Here is a 25,806-nt window from a genome sequence, read left to right on the forward strand (position 1 = left end):
AGGATGAAAGGTCCGTTGTTTCCGATTCGGTCTCTCTCATCTGCCAGAGATGGCACTCTGCAGGAATTGGCACCACACCGCACAAATTGTACAGTAGGTTGCCGGGCTTCATCGGGCCAGTCCCTCCGCCTCTCTTGATAAGAGAATCAAGTATTCAGTTTTCACGGTTGATCAAATCATCAACCGCCAAGTTTGTGTATACTATAATGAATCAACCCAGAATTGTCAATATAAAGTTTGTCTCTTCACTCATAAAACTTGATAGCCAGTTTAAAATGTCGCGGCAGATATCCAAGACATCTCCGAACCTCCCGTCCCTGACTGCGAAGGTCATAACCAAACACCGTCACCTCGCCTTCCTGAAAAAATCACTTCATGTGAAATCCAACCCTCCCTGTGACAGCTGTTTCACAATGATTCCAAGTGGCTTCGTTTATATATTATCCCGTTGATCGACAGACCTGTTAAATCATTACCTGTACGAGAAAGCAAGATCTCTCAAACTAACTCTCTTCCAAATATTCATCGATACGACCCATAACGGCGTGGATCAGTTGTTGCAACTGTTCGGACGCCTGTTTGTCGGAATTGCCGGTGGTAGCAAAGTAGATCTTGACTTTCGGTTCCGTGCCTGATGGGCGGAGACAAAACCAGCCTCCATCGGGGAGATGAAACTTGAGCATGTTTTCCTTCGGCAGTCCGTATAATCCCTGTGAAAAATCCTCCATGCGAAGGAAGCGCGAACCGTTGATCTCCCGTGGGGGATTCTGTCGCCAGTCATCCATGATCTCTTGGATCTTTTTTGCACCTTCCATGCCCTTCAATGTCCTGGTTTGAATGTCCTCCGCGAAATAACCATGGATTTGATGCAACTCCTCCAGCACCGCATACAAGCTTTTTCCTTGACTTTTATAATAAGCGGCCGCTTCGGAGATGAGCATCGATGCCGCCACGGCATCTTTGTCCCGGGCGTGGGTTCCGGCAAGATAACCACAGCTCTCCTCATATCCGAAAACAAATTGACAAGCACCCGTTTGCTCAAACTTCTCTATCTTTTGGCCAATGTATTTAAAGCCGGTCAGGGTGTTGATCACCTTGACACCGTAACTTTGCGCAATCCGCGCCCCCAATTCACCGGTGACGACGGTTTTGACCATAGCCCCGTCAGTTGGGAGGGTTCCGTTTGCTTTCATCGTGGAGAGCAGATAATGCAGAAGCAAAGCCCCTGTCTGATTCCCCGTCAGAGTGGTATACTCTCCCCTTATATCCGGTATGGCAACACCCATCCGATCCGCGTCGGGATCCGTCCCGATCACCAAGTCTGCCCGGGTTTGCTCCGCCAGCCGGATCGCCTTTGCAAGTACCTTTGGATCCTCCGGATTGGGGATCTTCACTGTAGAGAAGAATGGATCCGGCTCCTCCTGCTCTTTCACAACATGAACCTGTTCAAAACCGATCCGGTGCAAAGCTTGCCGGATAAGAAGATTACCGCTTCCGTGAAGAGGGGTATATACGATTCCCAATCGATGACCGATTTGTCCAATTCCCTCCGGTTGCCGGCTCAAGGAGATGACAGCGTTCAAATAAGCTTCATCCACCTCATCGCCGATCCAATGAAGCCATCCTTCCTCTTCCGCTTCTCCTCGGGTCATTTTTTTTATGTCAGCGAAGGAGTGAACCTGACGAATCTGGGAAAGGAGCTGTATGGCAGCTTCCGGGGGAAGCTGTCCTCCATCCCTGCCGTACACTTTGTAACCGTTATAAGAGGCCGGATTGTGGCTCGCAGTGATGACAATCCCCGCCGTCGCCCGTAAATGTCGAACGGCAAAAGACAATTCCGGGGTGGGCCTCACCCCTTTGAATACTCTTGCACGAATCCCATTTCCGGCAAGGATCAGCGCCGCCTCCAGGGCAAAATTTGCGGAGTGACATCTGGGATCGTAGGCGATGACCACCGAGGGAGACCGTTCCTGTTGCAAGAGATATTGGGCCAGCCCTTGTGTTACCTTTCCCACCGTGTACCGATTGACCCGGTTACTGCCTGCCCCCATCAGTCCCCGCAAACCCCCGGTACCAAACTCCAGATCTTTGTAGAAGCGGTCGGTCACTTCTTTTGGATCATGTGCAATCCTGCGCAGTTCTTCCTTGGTTTCCCGATCGATCGCTGGATCCTTCAACCAAAGCTCCAACAAGCCTTCTGCCTGCCCCTCCCGTGTCATGTCGATCCTCCTCATAAGATGTGTGCCGACCCCATTCCGGCCTCTCTCTTCAAAGTTTCCGGTTCATTTGCACCTTCTTCAGCAGAGGAATTAGAAACGTCCGGAATTCCCTTACACCATACGCCGGGAAAATCGGATGGTCTTCCTCATGATCTGCGCCAAATATTTCAAAGCTTTTCTGACTTGAGGTAAGCCGGATCCGACTTTGGTATTCCCATCCTGTTTTCAAATTCATCATATAAGGAAAAGCCCCTGTCCGTTCAGGCAGGGAGCCGGTACATGCAACCGGATACGATCTAAGATGATTTCAGGGTCACTGCCAGGATCGGGTCCCCCGGATCCGCCTCTTTCATCGACTTGAGCTCCAGACGGTCTACGCGATCCATGTTGGTGATCACTATCGGGGTTACGATGCTTTTCGCCTGTTCCCGAACGGTTTCCAGTGAAAACTGGATCAGAGGCTGACCAGTTTTCACTTGGTCGCCTTCCTTCACTTCAGCGCTAAAACCTTCTCCTTCCATGGCCACGGTCTCCAATCCGATGTGAAGCAACACTTCCAGTCCTTCCACGCTGCGGATGCCAACAGCGTGTTTGGTGTGAAAGAGTTGGATCACTTCACCGTCCACCGGAGCACGGAGAACCCCCTCCGCCGGTTCCATCGCCGCCCCGTCCCCCATCATCTTTTCAGAAAAGACGGGGTCCGGCACTTGATCCAACGGAACCAACTTTCCCTTCAGGGGAGCTGAAAGAACCAGTGATTTCTGTTTTTTCCCGAACCAGTTGCGAAACATCGACTTACACTCCTTTATCGTTTAGTGAAAAGATCTGTGGTTTCATGTTTTCCGAGTCGGTCGGGATTAGTTTTCACAATCCGCTTCATTTGTTCTGACGAACAAAGACGCTTCATGAAAGCCCCAAACCTCCCTGTGCACGGCTTTTTCACAACACTTCTATGGACGCCATGGATTTTCCCCGACCCCGCCCACAATAACTTCCCCGTCGGCAGGCGGATTCCTTCACCAATGGTTCGTAGTGACAATCGAGAGTTTGAAAAACTTTTGAAACAAGGAATCAAACAGGATTTAACTGTCCCTTAAAAAACCATACTGATTTATATGTTATCTTTTTAGTACAAAAGTCCGAAAGGGTGTAGGTCTGGATGACTTCTCTCGATATTGGAGTTCTGGGCTTTGTTGTTGGGACTCTGTTGTTCACCGGAATCTGGTACCTGAAGGAACAAGCCGAACTGCCCAACCCCCCCGCTCCCGAACCACCCCAACGCCCCACCGGAGAACAAGCCGGTATCACTTGTCGGTAATCAGCACCCAAAGCCAACCCACGCCAAAAAGCTTTTCTCGATTCAGACAAAACCTCCCATCGCCTCTGTCCAATTCGCTCTACAACCGCTATACTGAAAGCAAACCCTAGGGATGAGGTGATCCCCTTGCCCACTCCTGTCACGGAAGAATCGAGAGAAGGGCTTTCGGTGGAACTCCGGATGATCGAACGTTGGGAAGAAGAACAGAAAGACCTGTGGTTTTGGGAAAAGATCGGTCGTCTCCCCTTCACTTTGCTGGACCGGATCACGCCCCGGATCCTTCGCGACTGGATCGGTCAGCTTCTGGATGAAATTGGATCCTATATCCAGACCGGGGGCCGCTACCTGATCAACCAGAATGACGTGCTTGACCGGCTCGCCCAAGAGGCGGGACAGCCTTCCGGATCCATCGGTCTCTCTCAAGTTCACCACCTGCCACTGGCCGTCATGGACCGTACAGCGGAGGAATTGCAAAAATCTCGGGTGGAAGTGGCCAAATATCAGGGTGCCACCACCGGGGTCGGAGGCTTTTTGACCCTCGCCATCGATATTCCGGTTCTCCTCGGCCTCTCGCTGAAGATCGCCCAGGAGATGGCCCTCGTTCACGGTTACGATCCCCGGGAAAAGAAAGAGCGCATCTTCATCGTTCAGTGCCTCCAGTTTACCTCTGCTGATTATGTCGGAAAACAAGCCATCCTGAAAAACTTGTCCACCTTTCAACAGGACAACCCCGAACGGGATTCCATTTCTCAATTGCAGGGATGGCATGAAGTGATCGCCACCTACCGGGATCACTTCGGCTGGAAAAAGCTGTTCCAACTCGTCCCCATCGCTGGCATCCTCTTCGGTGCCTGGATCAACAAATCCGCCGTGGAAGACGTGGCGGAAACGACCCGCATGCTTTACCGAAAGCGACGGATTCTAGAAAAGTTGGAGTCCATGGAGCCATGATAAGGGTCACTGCGGAGATTTCCCGCAGTGATCTTGTTTACGGAAGGGATAATGGACTCCTTATCCCCGAACCAGCTGATTCAGCTTGCCGCAAGTTTCATCAAACACAGCGACGGACATCGGGCCTGTTTTTGTCCGCTTCGTCAACTAGACCTCACTGGATTGTGGGCAGCAGGATCCGGAAGGCGCAGGTACGCGTGATGCATTCAGAACAGACGGAATATTGCACGAATGATGGGCCAAACGCCGGTCGAAAGGAGCTGTTTCCGCAACTTTTTTCTGATCGGAACCCTCATCCTACGGTGAAATCTGCCGACAGACCGAGTTGTAACGGGAATCCTGGAACAGATAGGGATCAAGTACATTACTTTATTGATCAAAGACCTGTGCCAGTACGATTCCGCAAGGATCGAGCCAAAGGTACGCGACCAGCCTCCGTCCACTTTCAGCTCCGTACGCAGCGTTCGTAAACGACAGTTCCACTCTCTCTGACATAGGCGACAGACCAGCCCTTGATCTTGCCAATAGGTGAGATCAAGGGATTTATGTGGTTTGTCTTGCCGGCCGCCCATAATTAACTTTAAATTAAAAAAAATTTGGTATAATGGAGGCGACCATTTTTAAGGAGGTTGTGAAATGACACGGAGGCGTTTCCTTATCGTGTTGTCGGCGGTGCTTTTGATCGCGGGGGGTTTGATCGGTAGTTTTTCATTCGCCGATGCCAAAGGGACAAGCCCTGTAAAAAAAGCCAACAGTGTAAAAAATGTGATCCTGTTGATCGGTGATGGCATGGGTCCAGTCTATACAACAGCTTACCGTTACTACCAGGACGATCCGCGATCGAAACAAGTGGGGAAAACGATCTTTGACAAACATTTCGTCGGGATGCAAACCACCTATGCATGGGATCCGGATGAAAATATCACCGATTCGGCATCCGCAGCGACAGCCATGGCTTCCGGAGTGAAAACGTACAATGCTGCCATCTCGGTGGATCTGGATGGACAACCTGTGGAAACCGTGCTGGAGCGGGCTAAATCCCTGGGCAAGTCCACCGGACTCGTCGCCACCTCACAGATCAACCATGCCACTCCAGCCGCCTTTGCCGCCCACAATGAATCGCGGCAAAACTACAATGAGATCGCGGACGAATATTATGATGAACGCATCGACGGAAAGCATAAAGTGGATGTGATGCTCGGCGGCGGCACCGATTATTTTATCCGGGATGACCGTAACCTGGTGAAACAGTTTCAAAAGGACGGATACGATTATGTGACAACGCGGGCGGAACTTTTGAACAGCAAAAGGGATGAAATCTTGGGATTATTCGCTGAAGTGGGACTGCCGAAAAGAATTGATCGCACCGATGAGACTCCTGCGTTGAAGGAAATGACACAGGCTGCACTCCAGCGGCTCAGCAAAAACAAGAAAGGCTTCTTCCTCATGGTTGAAGGGAGCCAGATCGATTGGGCCGGGCATGACAATGATGTGGTCGGAGCCATGAGTGAAATGGAAGACTTCGCCCAGGCTTTGCAAACAGCGATCAACTTTGCCAAAAAAGACAAGCAGACACTGGTCATTGCCACCGCGGACCATTCCACCGGCGGCCTCTCCATTGGCAGTGACGGTCAGTACGTGTGGAATACCGAACCGATCAAACAAGCCAAGCGCACGCCGGAGTTCATGGCAAACGAGATCATCGACGGAGCTGACGTGGAAAAGACCCTGAACCGCTACATCGGCTTTGATTTGACAAACAAGGAACTACAAGCGGTCAAAGAGGCAAGCGCTTCCGGTAAAGCAGCCACTGTGCAAAAGGCCATCTCCCACATTTTCGATGTCCGTTCCAACACAGGGTGGACCACCTCCGGGCATACAGGTGACGATGTGGAAGTCTTCGCCTATGGCAGAGGAAAAGAGATGTTTGCCGGCCGCATCGACAACACTGACATCGCCAATCGGATTTTTGACATCTGGAAACGTTGATTCAAATCATGCAACCCGCCCTTCACCGAATATCAACGGTTGGTAACAAGTTGACGACAAGCGACTGTCCGCTATGGTCCATCTTGATAAGGTGGACCTTTTTTATTGTTCACAGTACCGTCAAGAGCTGTAAGTTAACCATGAAATAGTTTTGGATCTGACACTTTCGGTCTTCCCCGTGCTCCAAACATAAATAATGTTCGGGAACGGAAGTCACGGGACGACTCTGATCTCTTGCAAACAGCGGATAGCGAAACGGGAACAGTGGACCTTGGCGAGACTTTGGCTCCGCTGAATGCAAAGGCGAATCAAATACCCACCATCCTTGCCCTGCAATGGCTTCCCACGAACTGTTCGTTGAGGGGGCCTTGGCTAAAAAGTGAAAATCCCTTTTTCCCAACACAAATAAATCCTTTCTCCAAAGTTTGAAGAAAGGATTTATCATGGTGGAGCATAGCGGGCTCGAACCGCTGACCTCTACACTGCCAGTGTAGCGCTCTCCCAGCTGAGCTAATGCCCCGTAATTTAATTTGGCGGCAAAACTAATCATATAACTTGCTCATCCATTTGTCAAGGGAACTCACAAAAAAATGGGGCGGTTTGCCCCTTCTCAGCATGGAATCAATTCAACCCCAAGGTTCCGCGCATTTTTTGTCCGATTCGGTCCCGCTCCGCTTCGGATACTTGATAATAATAGACTCCATCGATTTTGGTTCCCTTCCCCATTACCTGCAGAGTCTCCATCTGTTGGGTGGCACTCCGGTAATCGACAGCCATTTGCTGCAATTCCTCCGGAGAGATGTTTGTTTTCACATTGGTACCCAGACTTTTCAAAAGGGAGGAGAGATCCATCAAGATAGACGGCCTGGCCGCCTTGGTGATCACTGCTTTCAAAACCTGACGCTGACGGTCGTTTCTGCCCAAGTCCCCTCGCGGGTCTTCATAGCGCATCCGGGTGTACATCAGTGCTTCTTTCCCATTCAGGTGAATCGGTCCCTCCGGGAAGGGAATGCCTTTGTAGTCAAAGGCGAAGGGGTTATTCACCTCCACTCCGTCCAAGGTGTTGATCACATCGGCAAAGCCCTCCATATTCATCTTGATATAGTAGTCGATGGGGACCTTCAAGAAATTCTCCACCGTCTCCACGGCCATGGGAGCACCGCCAAAGGCATAGGCATGATTGATCTTATCCTGTATTCCCTTGCCTGGGATCTCCGTCCGCGTATCCCGAGGAATGCTGAACATCAGTGAGCTGTTCGTTCGGGGATTCACCGTGAGAATCACCATCGTATCACTGCGTCCCATGTCCCCTTTACGTTCATCCACCCCCAGAATCAGGATGGAGATGGGATCCTGCTTGTGAACCGACACTTCCTCCTCCCGCAGGTCTGACTTTTTCTTTTCCCTCGGTTCATAAATCTGAGAGGCAGTCTCTTTCATGGAAGAATAGAGATACCAACCGTATCCCCCCGCTCCTCCCACGACCAACAGAAATATTACGGAAAAAATCTTCAACCCTTTCATATCCTGAAACTCCTTTGGGTTCGGATCGATACCTTCATTAATACTGGAACGATGATGTCTCTTTTTTGCTCAAAGAACCACCTTCCGCTGACGAAAGGCGGTTTTCTTGTCTGTCAGCGGACAGGTTCCCTTACATGCCGAGCAGAGCCAGCCATTTCCGACGGTAGACAACCCCAAACAACAACAGACCGGCTGCGGCAATGACCCCTCCGTAGAGCATCAAGGCCGGATGGTCCACGGCGGTCTTGGGCATTTTGCCTCCCTTGATGTCTTTTACGATCTTCTTGCCGGTTTTCGGATCACCAACACTGGGTTTTTGGTCCCCTGGCAATGGAGTACCCCCGTTTTTTGTCACATCAAAGGAAACTTCATTCCAAACCACTAGTTTTCTCCCGTCGATCTCCCCGTCGAAAAGGGTCACCGCCTGATATTTTCCGGGTTTGAGACCCTCAAAGTCAGCGGAGTGCTTCAATCCTTTCACACCTGTTGCTTTTTTGAAGTCCACCAATTCGATGGCCTCGTCAAAGACCGCAGTCACCCAATTCCCTTCGGCACTTTCCGCCAGGGTCAGTTCACCGGTGACGATGTTTTTGCCGCTGTTGTAATCGTATCCGCTCTTCATCCCCGGGATGATCAGCTGGTAGTCCGTCTCTTGTTTAACCTTCTTTTTGCCCGCTTTTCCGACAAAGGTGATGTGAACAGTATACTCATGTCCCGGGGTCAGTCCTTCATGGAGGATAGAGAAGGCCGCTTGGCTTTTTTTCCCGCTCTTCTTCAACCTCAATTCGGGGAATTCAAAGGTCCAGGTCCCTTTGGCTTTGCGGGCCTCTTTCTTCCCCTTCATCAGCTCGGCATCGATCTTCGCCGCAATATCCTCGATGCCCCCATCCTCATAACCTTGGATCAAAAAGTCGTGATTGGCGACGATCTGATAGGAAGGTGCCGGAACTTTACCGTCTTCTTTGCCGGGCAGAGTGACCTCGATGGATTTCTCCCCGTTCACTTTCTTCCCGTCCGCCGACCGTCAAATGTCACATGGACCACGCAGACTCCTGTGCTGACAACGGCCAGATCGGCTGATGCCTGGTTGCCGCCCTTCAACGAGACTTCGTCGGTCGGGGTGTTGGCCCATTGATAAATCGCAGTGAAGTTCCAGTCGCCCTCCACATCCGTGGCATCCGTCTTCAGAGAGGCTTCTGCTTTGAGGGTACTGGTGGGTTTCCATTCACTGTGTCTACCGAAACTTCGATCCCGACGGTTTCCGGCTCCCCAGGTTCCGGATTGTCCGCTCCGGGTTGTTCAATCGTGATCTGATCGGAGATGACATCAAGGATGTATGGTTTCTGCTTCGGAGAATCCGCCACGTCACCCTCGGCTCGTACACTTCCCTTGAACTCAGCCTTCACTTGATACTTCCCGGGCTTCAAACCCTTGAACTCGTGAGGCTGTTTCACCGTCATCTTATCAAATTAACCGGATACGGCTTAGATTTCTCTACCACCTCACTCTTGTTGTCGATCAGAAAAAAGATCCATTCCCCATTCAATGCAATCGGGTTTTGTTCACCGACCACCTCTGCATCAACCGCAATATTATCCTCTTTCGTCGACATCGCCTTCACATCAACCTTATACCCCTCATTATTTTCAGCCAAAGCCTGAAAAGGGGGCATAAGCAGAGTGAGGATGAACACTGCCAACCAAACCATGGATAAAGCCCGAACTCTTTTTTTCACAACTTCCCCTCCCTATTGAAGAATAATGTGGAAATTTGCTTCTTCCATGGAATTTATTCGTAATCTGGTGCGAATTTCGGACCGTTTTGGACTGATTCAGGCAGTAACAAGTAGATTTAATACAAGAAAAAAGGACTCCGCAGAGTCCTCTCCACAAAGTCCTTTATCTTTATACTTCATCAGGCTGCATTGCGGCGGAGCCTCATGAAGCCCAGCATACCCAGGCCCAGGAGCAGGACCCCGCCACCAATCATCATCCCCAGAGGATATTGGGTGGCTGTTTTCGGGATTTTGCCCCCGTTTTTGATCTTATCGATCACTTGTTTCGGTTCACCAGGCTTCATCGGCTTCTTGTCGTTATCTTTTCCGGGCTTAGTGATGCAGTCACCATTGCCTTTCACTTCAAATTCGACAGAATCATCGATAAAGCCGCCCGGTTGGCCATCCACGGTTCCTTCAAAGATGACACCGACGAAATAGTGTCCAGGCTTTAATTGATCCTTGAACTCGGCGGAGAAAGTTTTCCCTTCATGGGAGTCGGCAAATACGGGTTCAACCACCGGTTTTCCTTCCATGTCAAACAACCCGATCAACCAAAACCCTGTGGCATGTTCTCCTTCCAAGATGGAAGCGGTCACCTGATGTTTGCCGTTCTTGAATTGATACTTCACTTTGTGATCAAAGTCAACATAATCGGGAATATCCAAAGTGATCTCGCTGGATCCTTGCACTTTCAATGCCTCACCGTTGAAAGTGCCGTTGAAGACCACTTTCGCTTCATAGGTGCCACTTTCGAAGGCAGCCAGCCAAGCACCTTTCTTGATTCCCTTTTTGTTTTTCTTGACGACTTTGTCCACCACTTCACCGGTCTCGGTATCCCTCAGGATAAATTTCCACTTTCCGCTCGCCTCATCCCCTTTTTTGGCGTCGGCAATTTTTCCTTTAACTCTGACCAAACCGGTGTAGTATCCATCTTCATCTATGTCCGGAACCACCGTTACGTCCAGATTTTCCGGAAGGGTTGGTTCTCCATCACCGGGCTCTTCACCGGGTACATCCATCTCTTCAATGGTGAAGGGAGCCTCACCGCGGAGTTTGCCCAGCCCAATGGGGCCCTTCCAGTCAATCACAACGGTGTATTCGCCGGGATCGGTCACATGGAGTGTCTCGGTGGCGGAGAGACCGAGGTTTTGCTGTTCAGCCTGAGCCACTTCCTTACCCGCAGCATCCTTTACGCTAAATTTCCAAGTTGCCAGGAACGGGTTTTTGGCCAATTGCGTCTTGAATGTATTGTTGCTGAGGACCAAGGCTGCTGTCACTTCCACACCCGAGGCTTTTCCATCCGCCTCATAGTTGACCTGGGGAGTGACCTGAATCCCAAGTTTCAGTCCCTGTAGTTCTTTTTTGATTTCTTCGGTATTCCCCTCGGTTTCCCGGGGAACGGAAGAGGGAGCAGACTCCTCCGGTTCGGTTCCCTCCCCATCGTCAGTGACAGCCCCCGGGTCGGAATCCTGGGTTTCCTCAGTCTTTACCACATCACTTTGTTCGGTTCCCAGCCCGGAGTTTCCATCCTCAGCCAGTGCCTGGAAAGGTGACAGCACCAAGACCATGGCGAACACCATCAGCCAGGCCATGGAGATGAAACGGGTTCGTTTCAAGTTGTTTTCCCCCTTGAGAGTTTAATGGAGGATCTGGAATCCTCTCACAACCATTATTCGGGGGGAGTTTTTTGTTTGGGGTCCTTTTTTTCCGAAAAACCATTCCTTCCGGAAAATTACTACTTATTACCTAGATGGAAAGGGATGACGAATCCAGGAAAATTATCACGGATATGGGCTTCCTCTCCCTTTTCATTTTTCGGGTTCGATCTCTTTGGCGGAATGCTTTACTTGAGCGGGAATTTGAAACGGCCGGTTCGTTTCCTTGACCTCGGTTTTCAGATGATATTCCGAAGTCAAATGGAACCCATCCACCTTCACTTCGGCATGGATCTTCTGTTCCAGACAGATCGGTCGGAATGTCTTTGCGTCCAGCCGGATCGTCTGTTGGATACGGCTGACTCGGAGATGATCCTTCCATTTTAAGAGATCCGGCGAGGAATCCATCACAGCCAGTTCTTTCTGTCCGTGCCAGACTTCACGGATATAGGGAGCGATTCTCTCCCCCGTCAGCTCCATCTCCAACAGATAGTCCCCCTGTTGTTGAATGACAGACCAATCTTCCCGCAGCAGTTTCAACTTTTTTAACAGTTGCTTCGGATCATGGGGATTGATCAAGTCGAGGGCCATCCCGTCCGTCTCTTTGGCGGAGATCTTTTCCCATCGGTTCATCTCCGGATCCTTGAGATACATCGTTTTATGAGTCAGATAGACCTCTTCCGATTTGGACTTCCCTGCCAGGGCAACAACGTGGAAGCGGTCCGGTCCATATCCGGCCTCTGTTCGGATCTTCTGACTGAGCTCGCTGTGGGAATCCTTGTTTCGATGATAGCTGCGGGTTTTTTGCACCCCCTCGGTCACATACTCCAAACCCTTGACCCGATTCAGATGGGTGTTGGCCCGCTCCAGCATGGCCACCGCCCTTTGGGATTCTTCTTCCTCCTTTGCTTCAGTTTCTCCTGTCCCACATCCGGTGAGAGATGCCACAACCAGCACGGCCACCAGGAGGCAACCCCCTCTTCTGACCATAAATTCCGCCCCTTTTCAAAGATAACTCTCCTATGAATATAGCAAAGGATGGCTCCGGCGTCGCCACCCCATCAGTTTTTTATAAAAAACACCCGACGGTTCGGGTGTGCAGGTTTTCACCTGTTTTGGGAGATCAGTTGTCGGACACGGACTCGCAAGTGTTCCCCGGCAGAACGAATAGCTTCGGATCTTTGGCTCCACTCCCTTCGGTCGGCATCCAACCGTCTCTTCCGGTCCTTCAACATCCGCCGGACTTCCTGAGGGTGGGGTCCCCCAGAGCACCGGCGCACCATGATGAAGCGAAACGGATCGCAGATCTGTATCAGCTTCCCCTCAGGAAAGGTAATCCCCTGTCCGGTGATCTCTTCTGCCGCTTCCTGCAACCACTCCGGTTGGATCCGATCCCTCTTTTCCCGGAAGGCACGGCGGGCCACTCGGGAAGTGATCCGATGAGCCCTCCGGAAGGAGAGCCCCCGTTCCCGGACCAGAGTGTCAGCCAGTTCAGTGATGGTGATCAATCCTTCCCCCGCACGCCGCCTCATCTCTTCTTGATTTACTTCCATGGTACTGATGACGGCGATCATCAAGTCCAGCACCCGCTTGCTCTTGTCGATAGCCCGGTACAAATGGGGCTGTAAATCATCTTCGGTATCGACAACATCTCCAAAGGGGGTATTGTGAATCATGGTGCAAACCGCCTGGGCATCGGCGATGGCACTGCTGGCAAGAGAGCGGGAGTGCTCCACGGAAACGGGGTTTCGCTTCTGGGGCATGATGCTACTGATCTGGACATAGGGATCAGCTACACGCAGGACGTTGAATTCCCGAGTACAGAATTGGAGCAGATCCTGAATCCAACGTCCTGCATCCGTCATGAGCAAAGTGAGAGCAGCAGCTGTTTCCAAAAGATAATCCGCTCCGGCAACGGCATCATAGGAATTTTCCACCAGTTCGTCAAAACCAAGGAATGCCCTCACCGATTCCCGGCAAATGTTGAATCCGGTGGTGGTGAGTGCCGCCGCCCCCAGAGGACTCTGATTGACCGTTTGATATGCGGACCACAGCCGGCGGGTGTCCCGTTCCGTCACATCGTGGATCGCGAGCAGATAGTGGCCCAGAGTGGTGGGTTGGGCCGGTTGGGTGTGAGTATAGGCTGGCATGACGGTCTCCAGATGTTCCTCTCCCACCTCCAACAGGGCTTCCCGCAAATCCTGCACCCTCCGGATCAGCTTCAGCAGTTGTTCCCGCAACACCATTCGGTACATGGCCACCCCCATGTCATTGCGGCTGCGGGCGATATGCATATTTCCTGCCGTTTCTTCCCCGATCTCTTCCGCAAGCAGTCCCTCCACCATGAAAAACAGGTCCTCATACCGGGGATCATAGCGTAGTTGGGACGGATCCATCCCCGCCAGGATTTCCACCCCCCGGAGAATCTCCCCCGCCTCCCGTTTCGACAGAATGCCCTGGTCATACAGCATCAGCACATGGGCACGGTGAATCTGAAATTGCGCCTGGAACAGGTGGTCCCTCTGTTCCTTAAACACCGGTTTCAACAGGCAGTCCACATAGATCCCGCCGGGAAAGACGGTGCCGTCCCGTTGCCGGATCTCTTCCCTTTTCCCCAATGCCGATCCTCCTTTGCGTCAAAGTGTGTTATCCGCCTTCACCCCGAAAAAACGCTGGGAAATCCAGAGAACGCCTGCAATCAAGATAATCTGATACACTGCATAAGCCGCCGCCTGACCCAGGTTGAACATCCGGAGCTGGTTCATGATTTCGATGGAAATGGGACGGTTCGCAATGGTATAAAGCATCACCGAGGAGACAAACTCCCCCACTGCCGTCACAAAGGCGAGCAATGTCCCCGCCAGGATCCCCGGCAGAATGACCGGCAGAATCACTCTGCGAAAGGTGGTAAACCAGCGAGCTCCCAGATTGCGGGCCGCCTCTTCGAGAGAGTCATCCAACTGCTCCAGGGCGGCATGAGTGGAGCGGACCACCAGCGGGATATGCCGCACAAAGTAGGCCAGGGGCAGGATCCAAAAGGTGCCGACCAGAATCTGACCAAAGGTGAAGGGGGTGGGTACATTAAACGCCAGGATCAGGTTCATCGCCACCACGGTGGCAGGCAAAGCCCAGGGTAACATCACCAGAATATCCAGCAGATTTTTCCCCCGGAATTTCCGTTTGGCCAGCACATAGGCGGTCAACACACCGAACAGAAAGTTGCCCGCCGTGGCCAAGGCCGCCATCCACAAACTGTTGCGAACGGGATCCCAGATCCGGGGATCTTTCATCAATAACTGGTAGTTTTCCAGGCTGAACTGGGAGGGATAAGTCTGCCAGGTCCAGCTCCCCTCAGGAACCAGGGAGAGAATCACCAGAGTCCCATGGGGAAGCAACAGCAGGATCACCCCGATCGTCCCGGCAAACACCAACGGCCATTTCACCCAAGGATTGCGAATCTCCCGCTGGTGGTGACTCACTCCTTTTTCCATCATCTGATAATCCCGCCGACCCTGATACCAACGCATAAACAGCAAAAAGGAAATGGAGATGACAGACAGAATCACCGACTGGGCGGCGGCCATGTCCAGATTGCCGTTGATCTTGGAAAAGTAAATCTGCAGACTGAGAACGCGAATCCCCCCGGCGAGGAGAAACGGAGCTGAAAAGGAAGCCATGGAAGTCATAAAAACCAAGAGGGATGCCGCCACCAGCGCCGGGGTCAACAAGGGCAAGATCACGCTCCGAAATCTCCTCCAAGGTCCGGCCCCCAGGTTGGCGGCGGCTTCTTCCAGGGTAGGATGAATTCCCCGGATGGCGGAGGAGACTGTCATGTAGAAATAAACATACATGGTGTAAGCGTGAACCAACAGAATTCCCGCAACCCCCCTCAACCGAAACGGCGGCTCCTGCAAACCGAAGAGATCCTGCAGGAAACGGGTCACCAGACCCGACTCTCCGTACAGGAACATAAAGGACATCACCCCGACCAGCGACGGCAGCACCATCGGCAAGATCGCCGCCGATGCAAACAAGCGACGCCCGGGAAAGTCGTACCGGTGGAAGATCAGCGCCAAGGGAACTCCGATCAGGGCGCTGAACAGCACACTCAACAGGGAGATGTAGACGCTGTTCCACAACGCCTCCAGATTGGACAAACTCTCCGGACTGAAAAAAGCCCGGTAATTTTTCAGGGAAAATACGCCTTCCACCCAAACACTCTCTGCCAAGGTGCGATAACTGGGGTACAGCACATAGGCGAAGAGAACCGCCAGCACCGGCAACAGAAGTCCCCAGGTGACCATCCGTTCCGATCCCAGTCGCCCCCTGATCCACTCAAGCACTCCGATCACCTCCGGGGAGCAGCCGAATGCGATCCGCCGGCAACCGGAACACCACCTTCTCCCCCGTCCGCAGTTCCGCGGTGAGATCCGGACGGTTGACAAAAAGTGCACGAATAAGGACTTCCTCCTCCACCCAAGCGGTACAGTGGAAAGAGAACCCCATAAACTGCACCAGTGTCAGTTCAGCGGACAAGGTGTTTTCTCCGGAATCGGAAACCCGTTCCACCCCTTCCGGCCGGATACTGATCCACACCTTTTCGCCCGGCGAAAAGAGCCCTACCTCTTCCCGCCTTTGCTCCACCCGGAAACGGTGCCCCAAGCTGCGCACCAGAAGCCCCCCTGGATTCACCTCTTCCACTGTAGCCGAAAGCAGATTGGTTTCCCCGATGAAGGAGGCGACAAAAGCATCCGCCGGCTGATTGTAGATCTGTTCCGGGGTCCCTGTCTGCCGGCAGGACCCTTGATGAAAAACAGCGATCCGATCACTCATCGACAAGGCTTCCACCTGATCATGCGTGACGTAGATCGTGGTGATCCCCAGAGAACGTTGCCAGGGAAAGGATTTCCGAGCGCATCTCGTCCCGCAGACGGGCGTCCAGATTGGACAATGGCTCATCCAAAAGCAGGATCCGGGGGCGAACCACCAGGGCCCGGGCGAGGGCGACCCGTTGCTGCTGGCCGCCGCTCAACTGGGCGATCCGCCGGTCACCATATCCCCCCAGTCGGACCAGATCCAGAGCCTGCTCCACCCGCTCCTTCCGTTCCGACTTTGGAATCTTGCGCACTTGGAGTCCGAAGGCCACGTTTTCAAAGACGGTCATATGTGGAAAAAGTGCATAATTTTGAAACACCATCCCGGTGCCGCGCTTTTGGGGAGGAACCTCGGTCACGTCTTTGCCGTCAAATCGGATCCGCCCTTGGGATGGAGCATGGAAGCCGGCGATCATCCGCAGAGTCGTCGTCTTCCCGCAACCGCTGGGGCCGAGGAGAGTGAAAAACTCGCCTTCCCGGATGGTGAGATTCAGCTGTTCCACTCCTGTTACGGACCCGAATCTTTTGGAAACCCCTTTCAGCTCCACCTGACTCAACAGCAGTCCCCCCATCCTGTCGGGTTATTCTCTGGCAAGTTGACCGGCCATATCTTGGGTGAGGAGTTTCGTGTTCTACCACGCGACCGTTGCATCCAAGGGACACAAGGCCCGCCTAAAGTCGCTTTGTTCCAGTACTCACTGTGGCAGTATACGACTCCCCAGCCGCCGCCCATTTTCCGGAAGATCAACACCCCCAGGTTATTCCTCCTTCTGCTTGGCCTTGTTTTTGATCTTTTGATCCCAGTGGTCCATCCATTCGTTTTCCTTTTCCTGGAGGAACCCCCAGTCCAGATCCATGGGTTTGATCCGGGTTTCCGCGATCCAGGCGGGCAAACCTTGTATATCGTTTCGGGTGGGAATGCGGTAGTATGTTTTGGCAAGGTGCTTCATCGCCTGTTTGGAATTGACAAACTCGTAGAATGCCTTTGCCGCCTTCGGGTGCTTGCCCCCCTTGACCAAAGCGATCCCCTCGGTCAAGACCGGAGTGCCGCTTTCGGGAATCACAAAATCAAAGGGATAGTTTTTGGTCTCTTTCAGCATGACGGTGTCCGGCATGTTCCAAATTGTGAGGGCCCCCTCCCCCCGCGCCACCTTACTGTACATCATTTCCGGATTGGCAGAGTATTCCTTGGTGTTGGCGTCCAACTTTTTCAGCCACTCATACCCTTGATCGGGCCTTTTCGTCTCTTTGTAATCCCTGTAGATCAAAGCGGAGAAGACGGTCCGCATGGTTCCGGATGCGAGGGGATAGCGGATGATGATCCGGTCCTTCCACTTGGGGTCCAAAAGATCATCCCAGTCCCGGGGTACCTCTCCTTCGGGGACCTCCCGGGTGTTGTACATAATCACTTCCGGTGTCTGGCTGGTGCCCGTCCAGGACCAATCCGATGCACGGAACTCTTTGGGGAGCGAATCGGCGTAGCCGGGGTGATAAGGTTGAAGCAATCCCTCATCCCGGGCCTGTTCAAACATCACGGACGGGGCTCCCCACCAAAGATCTGCCTGGGGGTTTGCTTTCTCGGAACGGACCCGGTCGAGAATTTCCTGAGAACCGATGTCCAACCATTCCACATCCACATGGGGATACTCTTTTTCAAACTGCTTTTCAAAGTCTTGCAGAATGTCTTTTCCATGGGGAGAATAAACCACCACTTTCTCTTCCAATCCGTCCTTGCGGGCCTGCTCCCCCCCAGATGTGGAGGTCATACAACCCGTGATCGTCCCCACCACCAGCAGGATGACCAACATCATAATCCACTTCGATTTCAACCCCATCTTTCACCCTCCTGCTCCAAAGGGTTCAAGCCCCTGTAAATTGCTCCTCCCCATCGGTCGCTTCCAGCCGGGGGAAAGGAAAACCAGCTATCGGAGGCGGGTCATTCCATTACATGGTTATCCGTTGAAATATGGGAATATTCCAGTCCATCATCCCATTCGCATAGGTCATATATTGGAACTCACCGCGATAACTATACTGAAAGAGACGGGTTTCATACTGGATTAAAATTTAACCGCAGGAGGTCCGGCATGTACCGAATCTGGAGAAGGGGATTCCCTTTGCTGCTCACTCTTCTGTTGGCAGTCAGTCTCTCCATCCCTTCTTTTCCGGCTCAGGCTTCGGAAAAACAGGATCCCGAACTTTGGAAAGTGCTCCGCCCCCTGGACAAAGTGATCAGTTTTATGAACACGGGGGCCCATCCCGATGATGAATTCAGTGCATTGCTCGCTTGGCTTTCCCTCGGTCAGGGAGTTCGCACCTCCAGCTTGTTGGCCAATCGGGGGGAAGGGGGACAAAACGAGATCGGGGATGAACTGGGCAACGGGCTGGGCATCATCCGCTCCCGGGAACTGCAGGAAGCGGCCCGTCTGCTGGGCACGGATCTGTTTCTGCTCAGTGAACAGACGGATGATCCCATCTATGATTTCGGTTTTTCCAAATCCCCGGTGGAGACTCTGGACAAATGGGGAGAAGAGGTGGTCTACGAGCGGTTGATCCGGCGGATCCGGGAACAGCGACCAGATATTTTACTGCCTTCCTTTCGGGATGTTCCCAGTGAACACGGACATCACCGGGCGATCTCCCAACTCAGCCTCAGCGCCTTCAAAGATGCCGCCGATCCGAAGGTATTCCCGGAACATTTAAAACAGGGGCTCCGCCCCTGGCAGATCAAAAAGCTGTATTTACGGGGAACCGAGGATCGGGAAACGCTCCGTTTCAACATCGGACACAAAGATCCGGTCTATGGCCTCACCTATCCCCAACTGGGAGAAGAATCGCGAAAACTGCATAAAAGTCAGGGGATGGGCCGCGACCTCCCCATGGAGGAGTACTGGGTCTCCCTTGAACTGGTGAAATCGATGACAGGGGGAAAAACAAAGGAAACCAACCTGTTTGAAGGTCTCCCTGTCACCTTTGCCGACCTGGGTGCCACTTTGAATGATCCGGGAATGAACCGGCACCTGGTCAGGCTGCAGCGGCAACTGGAACAGGCCCAAAAAGCTTATCCGGATCACCGGGCGGTCACCCGGCAGGTGCAGAAGGCTCTGAGAACAGTGCGACAGGTGACTGCCGCCGTCGCTGACAGCCGTCTCGGTCCGGAGGAAAAAACCGACCTCCACCATCGTTTACAGGTGAAGGAACAGCAGTTGTTAAGAGCCGGAGCTGAAGCTTCAGACGTCCGGCTCCAGCTGACCGTGGATCCTCCCGTGCTGACCCGGGGAACCTTCGCCAAGGTCACCCTGAACATCCAAAACGGCAGCGCTTCGGGGATCAGCCAGTTGCAGGTGGAACCTTTGCTTCCAAACAAGTGGAAGGCATCCTCGGAGTCCGTCCCGAAATCCTTGGCTCCCGGCACCGGAACTGCCATCCACATGAAAGTGAAGGCCCCTGAGAATGCTGCTTACTTTAAACCTTACCAACCACCCGTTCTGCGAGCCCGGGTCAACTACCTTCTGCAGGGTGTGAGGGTGACACGGACGGTCTCCGTGAATCCCCTCAAGCAGACAGTCGCCCTCCTTCCCGACTGGGGTCTGCGGATCACTCCCACCGCAACCACCCTGAATACGGAGAAGGAATCCGAGATCCGGGAAGTCCGGGTTTCGGTCACCAACCATCGACAGGGGGCCAGTACGGGAATTCTTCGTCCTGATCTGCCTGAGGGTTGGAAAGTGGAGCCCCACTCCCGCTCACTCTCCTTCACCCAAAGCGAGGAACAAAAGGAAGCCACTTTCCGCCTGATTCCGCCAAAGTCGGTCCCACCCGGTCGCTATACAGTCGGATTTACGGCCGAGGTGGAAGGCAGACGCTTCCACACCCAGGTGCAACCCATCGCCTATGATCATATCGGGACCAGCTACCTGTTGACCGAGGCCCGTCTCCCCATCCAGGCCTTTTCGCTGAAGTTCGATCCGGGGTTGAAAGTCGGATATGTGGAGAGCGGCTTTGACCAAGTGGCCGACCACCTCCGCCATGCAGGGATGAATGTCACACCCTTGACTGAACAGGAGCTGGTCTCCGGCGATCTCAGCCGATACGACACCATCGTCGTCGGCATCCGGGCCTACCTCTCCCGCCCGGACCTGCTGAAGCGGAATGAACGCCTGCTGGAGTATGTCCAAAAGGGCGGGCATGTGGTGATGCAATACCACAAACCGGGGGACAACTGGGATCCCAACCTGGCTCCCTATCCCCTCACACCCGGGGAACCCTCTATCGAATGGCGGGTGACCGATGAAAAAGCAGCGGTCACGTTTCTCCAACCCGACCATTCCCTCTTTCAAGCACCCAATCGGATCGCGGATAAAGATTTTGAAGACTGGGTTCAGGAGCGTGGGCTGTACTTTCCCTCCACTTGGGATTCCTCCTACACTCCCCTCCTGTCCATGGCCGATCCCGGGGAGGAACCCTTTGAGGGCGGATTGCTGATCGCTGACTATGGGAAAGGTTCCTATATCTACAGCAGCCTGGTCTGGTATCGTCAAATCCAGAACCAAGTTCCCGGCGGTTACCGGATGTTCGTCAACTTGATCGACTATCCCCGGCACCGCTGAAACAGGAAACCCAAAAAAGAATTCCGGAGCTCCAACCGCCGGAAATACTTTCAAGGCTTGGGGGGATCGATCCGTTCCGGCCCCACAACCGAATCGCTGAAATTTCGAGAGGATGATCCGGTGGTCCTCCTCATTCTTTGCAGGAATAAAGTGTTGTCCTCAAAAATTCAGCGGCTTGTTCCCGGAAATATCGGGAACCAGCCGCTGCCACTTGCGGAAGTGTCTGGTCATTCGATTGGATGGAACCGAGCCCAACAATCGTTAGATCAGACACCGCCCCAGCATGCAAAAACTAAAAGCGTGGGATCAATATTGATATTTATCTTGCTCCTGGTGACTCAGATCCTCAATATACTTGACCAGCTCCTCTTTTTTGGATCGAAGCTCTTCCTTCAGGGATTTATAACGACCTCTCCGGTACTCGGCAATCTTTCCCCTGCGCCCGCGAATCTGTTCCCCCAGTTCAAGAGCATCTTTCCTGTCTTTCCAATACCCGTTTTCCTCAAGATAATCCCGGGCTGCCAACATTCGCTCTTCTTCCCGATTATGCTTTTCGAAAATCCGGCCTCCGGGATAACTGATCGATTCCAGAGATTTCGACTTTTTAAAGTATATATCCAACACTTGATTGCGGTTGTTCACCCGCCAGCTCAACCATTCGTAATATAACCTCCGGTATTCATCCTTCCAATACTTGATCAATCCCTCCCGGGAATGCACGGAGATGTACTCCCCATCTCCCGCCTTGGCCACGGCTTCCAGGGCTCTGTCCCCGGCGTTGTCCACATCAAATCCGATGATGTTGACCACCGCTTGGATATTGGATTGGCTTAGCTCTTGGGCAGCCTTTACCGGGTCCCCGCCGCAAGTCTCCACACCGTCACTTACTACATAGACCACGTTGGATACATTCTCCCCTACATGACTACTCAAATCATCCTTCGCTTGTTCCATCGATGCGGCCAAAGGAGTCCAGCCGACCGGCTGAAATCGGTTGAGAGATTTTTCAAATTCCGCCGGATTGTATTCCCCCAAGGGGTAGACTTCCTCAGTACTTTCACAGGATTGTTTCTTATCTTTTGCACTGTTACTCCCCTTATGACCGTAAACCCGCAGGGAAACCCGGGTACCCTTTGGCAGGCGGGAAGCAAAATCCTTCACCGCCTTCTTGGCGAGGTTCATCTTCGATTCGCCATCCACCCTTTCGGCCATACTTCCGCTGGCATCCATCAAGATCAGAACATTGTGTTCCATCGTTTTGGGTCCATCGGGACCCTGGGGCTTGGGCAGTTCTCTGAAGTCGATGTCCGTGTTGAACCCATCGAGCTCTTTCACTTCCTGTTCATAGTTTTCCGCAAACAAAAAGACCAAACGATTAAATACCTCTTCCGACGATAATCCCCGGGGAAACTTTTTCAGCTCTTCACGTACCTTCTCTTCATCATAGTTCTCACCTGCAAAAGGCCCCGGCCCTTCTCGGAGTATGTCGTCGATCTCTTTGGATGCGACAAACTCTTCGATGGTTACCTGTTTTTGTTCTTTTTTCTTTTCCTTGTTCTCTTGATCCGGGGCGTCCGAATCAACCAACAATCCGCAACCGGAAATCAATAACAACAGTACAAGCCATACACTTGTGAATTTACGAAACAAGAATAATTCCTCCTCGCATCTATCATCCCGGTATGCAGATTATTGTATCCCACTTTGGGTAATCATTCCATGGGATGAAACACTTTGATAGAAGGCGAAAGATCTTCCATCCCGTGGTTTAAACCGGAGCTCATCCGATCCATAATGGGAAGTGACGTTTCATCGGAAAGGAGAGAAGGTTTGTGAAAGTCAAAGTGCCTGATGAAGGAGAAATTCTAATTCCCGGTGAGGAGTTGAAGCGACTCCGAATCCTGCTGAAAGAGGCCCGGCAGTTGAATGCTTTCGATTTGAGCCAGGGAACCCTGCCCGAATTGGCGGCGCTGGCCCTCAACCGGGGAATCGGCAGACTGGAAGACGAACTCACCCGTCTCAAACTGGCCCGGAAACAGGAGGATCTGTGCAGAGAGTGAGCCAACGAAAGAGATGAAAAAACCGCCGGAATGGCGGGTCGTTTGACTGAAGAATGGGACCATCCGACTGTTTCCCCTCGCGGTCCCTACTTTGTTGAAATTCCGCAGATCCCAAGCCCGTCCTTCGGACGAGGTTCGCTTCGTTGCGTATCACTCCCGGACGGCTTGACTTGATCTCCCTTCGAAAGGATTTAAAATAGAAGCCGAAATGGATCGGAAAGGGGAGATGAGTTCGTGAGTATCGTGTCCAATCCTGCCTGGCTGTTCGTGATCGCCAGTTCCATCGCGGTCGTGGGGATCGTCCTGTCCTTTAAACTGTCCGTCTCCAACCTTCTGTCGGCGGAAAACAGTGGGGAAGAAACCCTACGAGCTGGATTTCAAAAGGAATTCATCCGCTTCATCACCCGATTGTTGTTCATCGAAGCCTTACCCTTGATCCTCACCGTATGGGGAATTATCCAAATCTTTGACAGTGTTGAGGTGGAAGTGGAGATCCCTCTGATTCTTGTGTTCCTGATCCTGGTGTTTGGGTGGATCCAAATCTTTTTAACCCGGTCACAGGTGATGCGAGATCCTCATTCTTCCGCTTCGCTGAACCGGCATGTCTCCAATTTCTCCATGATCACTATCGCTTTGGCCAGTGCACTTCCCTTGATTTCCCTGATGATGTTGATCATGAAGCTGGCCGATCTTGTGTGAGAGGATCCCCCTGGGCTCGGGTCTGAAAAAAAGATGCCGGCGATGCCGGCATCTTGGAGGATCCATTGCAGAGATGGCGAATCTCGTGAGGTTCGCCATCTCTGCCAAATACGACGCTAGGATAAGTTAATTTAAGAGGGCTTGTGTACAACCATTTAGGCACCCGCCGGATCATCCGTATTAGGTCTATTGTCTGCGATCGAATCACTGGCTGGGTCCTCCTCAACCACTCCATAGTAAGTACTAACAGCAAGGATAAGACCACAAATGAATACCATTACGCCTTTTTTAATCCACTTCATCGATAACCACTCCCTCGTTTTGTCTCAGTTCCCCCTGTACTTTATACATATTATGCATGCATTTCTGAAATTCCTGCTCGTCAAGGCTTTCCCACGAACTGGCGAGACCGTAGAGAGCTCGGTGCTCCCGCTTCTTCAGGTTGTGCTTCTTCGCCAAACTGAGAGCTTCATTGAAGTACTCGATCGCCTCCCGCTTCTTTTCAAGAGAGAGTAAGAGTTCGCCCATGGCTATATATGCGGAAGTCAAGCGTGGCACATCATTTTGCTCTTTTCCGATCCCGATGGCTTTCTCAAGGGATTGCGCGGCCTGATCGTATTGTTTTTTAAGTTTGTACAGGGTACCTAATCGAATGTAGACTTTGCTAATGCTCTTTTGATCATCCAGCTTGTCTTTGCACCCGAGGGCGTTCATAAAGCACTCTTCCGCTTTTTCAAGCTCCCCTTGTCGCAAATGGACGTTTCCAAGGACAATGGCGAGAGGAAAGATGGACGAAAATTTCCGGTTGATCCGGGCCAGCTCCAACCCCTCCGCAGCATAGTGGGCGGCCTCATCATACAGTTCCAGGCGGTAGTTCAATTCCGAGCGCAGCCAGTAGAAGGTCAGTTTGGCGGTCACGCTCTCCATCCGCTCGATGTCTTTCCAGTTCTCCTCCACCACTTTCATGGCAGTTGCAGTCCGGCCCAGCCGTTCCAGGTAGATCCCTTTGTTCGCATGAAGCTGATGCCAGATGTATTGCCGCTCCCCCTCTTGTTGAAAGGCGTCGATCCCGCTCTCCGTGAACTTTAAGGCTCCATCCAGATCATTCTGCAGGTACTGACACAGACCCAGCTCCAGAAAGCAGACCGCTTCTATATTGCTGGAGTCCGGACGCTGGCTGGCCAGTTGAATCCCTTTGTACAAGTTGCGTTCGGCCCGTTTCCAGTTGCGCAGACCCCGGTAACACTTCCCTTTCAGGGAGTACAGCGTGGGAGCCAGCGGGTGATCATCGCCGATCTCCAGGGAGTCCAGTTTCGCAATCGCGCCCTGGATATCGCCCATCTCCCGTTTCAAGTCCGCTGAATTCAGATGGAACTGGGCTTCTTTCAATTTTTCCTTCTCCCCCAGGATCAGTTCAGGGAGGTCTTTCATATCGATATTCAACTTTTCGAGAAGGTAGACGGCACGTTGGGGATTCACATGGGGAACGCCGCGCTCAATGTTGCTGATCGTGGCCGGAGAGATGTTCTCATCGGCCAAATCCTCCAGCCTTAAGCGCCTCTCCTTTCGCACCCTTCTGATGATCTCTCCGATCTCATGCAATTCCAGCGAGTTTATTTTGACTCACCACCCTCATCCTCTTTTTTCTAATATCTCTTTTATCATACAATAGAGTCAGTGGTCTTTCAATTTTTTCCGGTGAGCCCTTTTATTTAATCAGTCAGAACACCCGCTAAACTTGGGAGTTCTATTCAACTCCAAGAGCGATAGAGTTAGAATCGTTATAATGAATAAAGGGTTGTTGATTGACCGGAAAGTGGATGCCGGGAGCAAAGTGACTTCAGGTGCGACTAGTACTACCTTGAGCCTTACTTAACACGACATTCCACTCCCCTGACTCATCACGCCTGTTTTACAGAAATGCCAGCCGAGTCGATACTATTTGGGATAAATTTTGTATAATACCATCAGAAGCGTGATGCAAATGTCCCGAGATCAAATATTTGCATCAGTGAACCTTTGATCTCTTCCCTTGTTTTCCACTGTAGTGCCAACATTTCACCGGGAGGTGAAAGGAGCGGACAAAAACACAGGTTGCATGTGACGTGAATAACTCCCGTTGACTTTCCC

General features: G+C 52.3%; 19 protein-coding genes, 1 tRNA gene, 1 pseudogene and 1 riboswitch. Of the genes and pseudogenes, 6 read left to right on the forward strand and 15 right to left on the reverse strand.

The window, feature by feature from the left end; all coding sequences use genetic code 11:
- Nucleotides 1-33: 33 nt before the first annotated feature.
- Nucleotides 34-144, reverse strand: a riboswitch (SAM riboswitch).
- Between the two features lie 359 nt (nucleotides 145-503).
- Together IEV46_RS10400 and IEV46_RS10405 are read right to left on the reverse strand one after the other, a co-directional pair.
- Nucleotides 504-2,219 carry a phospho-sugar mutase gene (locus IEV46_RS10400; RefSeq protein WP_188432511.1) on the reverse strand — a complete coding sequence of 572 codons (1,716 nt, stop codon included), beginning with the start codon at nucleotides 2,217-2,219 and terminating at the stop codon, nucleotides 504-506.
- Between the two features lie 296 nt (nucleotides 2,220-2,515).
- Complete coding sequence (locus IEV46_RS10405; RefSeq protein ID WP_188432512.1) at nucleotides 2,516-3,010, reverse strand: PTS sugar transporter subunit IIA; 495 nt, start codon at nucleotides 3,008-3,010, stop codon at nucleotides 2,516-2,518.
- A 368-nt stretch (nucleotides 3,011-3,378) separates the two neighbouring features.
- Here IEV46_RS10405 and IEV46_RS10410 point away from each other — a divergent pair, with 368 nt between their 5' ends.
- The 3 genes from IEV46_RS10410 to IEV46_RS10420 all read left to right on the forward strand — a co-directional run bounded on the left by IEV46_RS10410 (nucleotide 3,379) and on the right by IEV46_RS10420 (nucleotide 6,477).
- Complete coding sequence (locus IEV46_RS10410) at nucleotides 3,379-3,537, forward strand: hypothetical protein (RefSeq protein WP_188432513.1); 159 nt, start codon at nucleotides 3,379-3,381, stop codon at nucleotides 3,535-3,537.
- Nucleotides 3,538-3,717: 180 nt separating this feature from the next.
- Complete coding sequence (locus tag IEV46_RS10415) at nucleotides 3,718-4,488, forward strand: EcsC family protein (RefSeq protein ID WP_188432514.1); 771 nt, start codon at nucleotides 3,718-3,720, stop codon at nucleotides 4,486-4,488.
- A 636-nt stretch (nucleotides 4,489-5,124) separates the two neighbouring features.
- Nucleotides 5,125-6,477 (forward strand): alkaline phosphatase, encoded by a 1,353-nt coding sequence (locus IEV46_RS10420; protein ID WP_188432515.1) that lies wholly within the window; start codon nucleotides 5,125-5,127, stop codon nucleotides 6,475-6,477.
- A gap of 444 nt (nucleotides 6,478-6,921) precedes the next feature.
- Here IEV46_RS10420 and IEV46_RS10425 read toward each other — a convergent pair.
- The 11 genes and pseudogenes from IEV46_RS10425 to IEV46_RS10475 all read right to left on the reverse strand — a co-directional run bounded on the left by IEV46_RS10425 (nucleotide 6,922) and on the right by IEV46_RS10475 (nucleotide 18,142).
- Nucleotides 6,922-6,997: transfer RNA gene (locus tag IEV46_RS10425), tRNA-Ala, on the reverse strand.
- A 101-nt stretch (nucleotides 6,998-7,098) separates the two neighbouring features.
- The gene (locus IEV46_RS10430) at nucleotides 7,099-8,001 is read right to left on the reverse strand and encodes an LCP family glycopolymer transferase (protein ID WP_188432516.1); all 903 of its coding nucleotides are present in this window, start codon (nucleotides 7,999-8,001) and stop codon (nucleotides 7,099-7,101) included.
- A gap of 130 nt (nucleotides 8,002-8,131) precedes the next feature.
- Entirely contained in the window at nucleotides 8,132-9,004 is an 873-nt protein-coding gene (locus IEV46_RS10435) for a hypothetical protein (RefSeq protein WP_188432517.1), read from the reverse strand.
- Between the two features lie 181 nt (nucleotides 9,005-9,185).
- Nucleotides 9,186-9,407 carry a hypothetical protein gene (locus IEV46_RS10440; RefSeq protein ID WP_188432518.1) on the reverse strand — a complete coding sequence of 74 codons (222 nt, stop codon included), beginning with the start codon at nucleotides 9,405-9,407 and terminating at the stop codon, nucleotides 9,186-9,188.
- A 50-nt stretch (nucleotides 9,408-9,457) separates the two neighbouring features.
- Nucleotides 9,458-9,736, reverse strand: a complete 279-nt coding sequence (locus tag IEV46_RS10445; RefSeq protein ID WP_188432519.1) for a hypothetical protein — start codon at nucleotides 9,734-9,736, stop codon at nucleotides 9,458-9,460.
- Nucleotides 9,737-9,915: 179 nt separating this feature from the next.
- Nucleotides 9,916-11,394 (reverse strand): hypothetical protein, encoded by a 1,479-nt coding sequence (locus tag IEV46_RS10450; protein ID WP_188432520.1) that lies wholly within the window; start codon nucleotides 11,392-11,394, stop codon nucleotides 9,916-9,918.
- A gap of 192 nt (nucleotides 11,395-11,586) precedes the next feature.
- On the reverse strand, nucleotides 11,587-12,396 hold the full coding sequence (locus tag IEV46_RS10455; RefSeq protein ID WP_188432521.1) for a DUF6612 family protein: 810 nt from the start codon (nucleotides 12,394-12,396) through the stop codon (nucleotides 11,587-11,589).
- A 143-nt stretch (nucleotides 12,397-12,539) separates the two neighbouring features.
- Nucleotides 12,540-14,051, reverse strand: a complete 1,512-nt coding sequence (gene argH / locus IEV46_RS10460) for an argininosuccinate lyase (RefSeq protein ID WP_188432522.1) — start codon at nucleotides 14,049-14,051, stop codon at nucleotides 12,540-12,542.
- An 18-nt stretch (nucleotides 14,052-14,069) separates the two neighbouring features.
- Entirely contained in the window at nucleotides 14,070-15,737 is a 1,668-nt protein-coding gene (locus IEV46_RS10465) for an ABC transporter permease (RefSeq protein ID WP_188432566.1), read from the reverse strand.
- Between the two features lie 31 nt (nucleotides 15,738-15,768).
- A pseudogene (locus IEV46_RS10470) lies at nucleotides 15,769-16,864 on the reverse strand (ABC transporter ATP-binding protein).
- A gap of 201 nt (nucleotides 16,865-17,065) precedes the next feature.
- Nucleotides 17,066-18,142, reverse strand: a complete 1,077-nt coding sequence (locus tag IEV46_RS10475) for an extracellular solute-binding protein (protein WP_188432523.1) — start codon at nucleotides 18,140-18,142, stop codon at nucleotides 17,066-17,068.
- Nucleotides 18,143-18,394: 252 nt separating this feature from the next.
- Here IEV46_RS10475 and IEV46_RS10480 point away from each other — a divergent pair, with 252 nt between their 5' ends.
- Nucleotides 18,395-20,917 carry a PIG-L family deacetylase gene (locus IEV46_RS10480; RefSeq protein WP_188432524.1) on the forward strand — a complete coding sequence of 841 codons (2,523 nt, stop codon included), beginning with the start codon at nucleotides 18,395-18,397 and terminating at the stop codon, nucleotides 20,915-20,917.
- 306 nt (nucleotides 20,918-21,223) lie between these two features.
- Here IEV46_RS10480 and IEV46_RS10485 read toward each other — a convergent pair whose 3' ends face one another.
- Nucleotides 21,224-22,567 (reverse strand): VWA domain-containing protein, encoded by a 1,344-nt coding sequence (locus tag IEV46_RS10485; RefSeq protein WP_188432525.1) that lies wholly within the window; start codon nucleotides 22,565-22,567, stop codon nucleotides 21,224-21,226.
- Nucleotides 22,568-22,749: 182 nt separating this feature from the next.
- Here IEV46_RS10485 and IEV46_RS10490 point away from each other — a divergent pair, with 182 nt between their 5' ends.
- On the forward strand, nucleotides 22,750-22,977 hold the full coding sequence (locus IEV46_RS10490; RefSeq protein ID WP_188432526.1) for a hypothetical protein: 228 nt from the start codon (nucleotides 22,750-22,752) through the stop codon (nucleotides 22,975-22,977).
- 234 nt (nucleotides 22,978-23,211) lie between these two features.
- Nucleotides 23,212-23,676, forward strand: a complete 465-nt coding sequence (locus tag IEV46_RS10495; RefSeq protein ID WP_188432527.1) for a hypothetical protein — start codon at nucleotides 23,212-23,214, stop codon at nucleotides 23,674-23,676.
- Nucleotides 23,677-23,964: 288 nt separating this feature from the next.
- Here IEV46_RS10495 and IEV46_RS10500 read toward each other — a convergent pair whose 3' ends face one another.
- A complete protein-coding gene (locus IEV46_RS10500) occupies nucleotides 23,965-25,248 on the reverse strand; it encodes a helix-turn-helix domain-containing protein (RefSeq protein ID WP_229736033.1) in 1,284 nt (427 codons plus the stop codon).
- Nucleotides 25,249-25,806 lie beyond the last annotated feature (558 nt).

The sequence above is a fragment of the Kroppenstedtia guangzhouensis genome (assembly GCF_014637345.1).
Classification (GTDB): Bacteria; Bacillota; Bacilli; order Thermoactinomycetales; family DSM-45169; genus Kroppenstedtia; species Kroppenstedtia guangzhouensis.

Coding starts and splice junctions, on each gene's coding strand:
- IEV46_RS10405 (WP_188432512.1), bottom strand. CDS start 3,010: ATGTTTCGCAACTGGTTCGGGAAAAAACAGAAATCACTGGTTCTTTCA.
- IEV46_RS10480 (WP_188432524.1), top strand. CDS start 18,395: ATGTACCGAATCTGGAGAAGGGGATTCCCTTTGCTGCTCACTCTTCTG.
- IEV46_RS10475 (WP_188432523.1), bottom strand. CDS start 18,142: ATGGGGTTGAAATCGAAGTGGATTATGATGTTGGTCATCCTGCTGGTG.
- IEV46_RS10465 (WP_188432566.1), bottom strand. CDS start 15,737: ATGGTCACCTGGGGACTTCTGTTGCCGGTGCTGGCGGTTCTCTTCGCC.
- IEV46_RS10400 (WP_188432511.1), bottom strand. CDS start 2,219: ATGACACGGGAGGGGCAGGCAGAAGGCTTGTTGGAGCTTTGGTTGAAG.
- IEV46_RS10420 (WP_188432515.1), top strand. CDS start 5,125: ATGACACGGAGGCGTTTCCTTATCGTGTTGTCGGCGGTGCTTTTGATC.
- IEV46_RS10430 (WP_188432516.1), bottom strand. CDS start 8,001: ATGAAAGGGTTGAAGATTTTTTCCGTAATATTTCTGTTGGTCGTGGGA.
- IEV46_RS10410 (WP_188432513.1), top strand. CDS start 3,379: ATGACTTCTCTCGATATTGGAGTTCTGGGCTTTGTTGTTGGGACTCTG.
- IEV46_RS10415 (WP_188432514.1), top strand. CDS start 3,718: ATGATCGAACGTTGGGAAGAAGAACAGAAAGACCTGTGGTTTTGGGAA.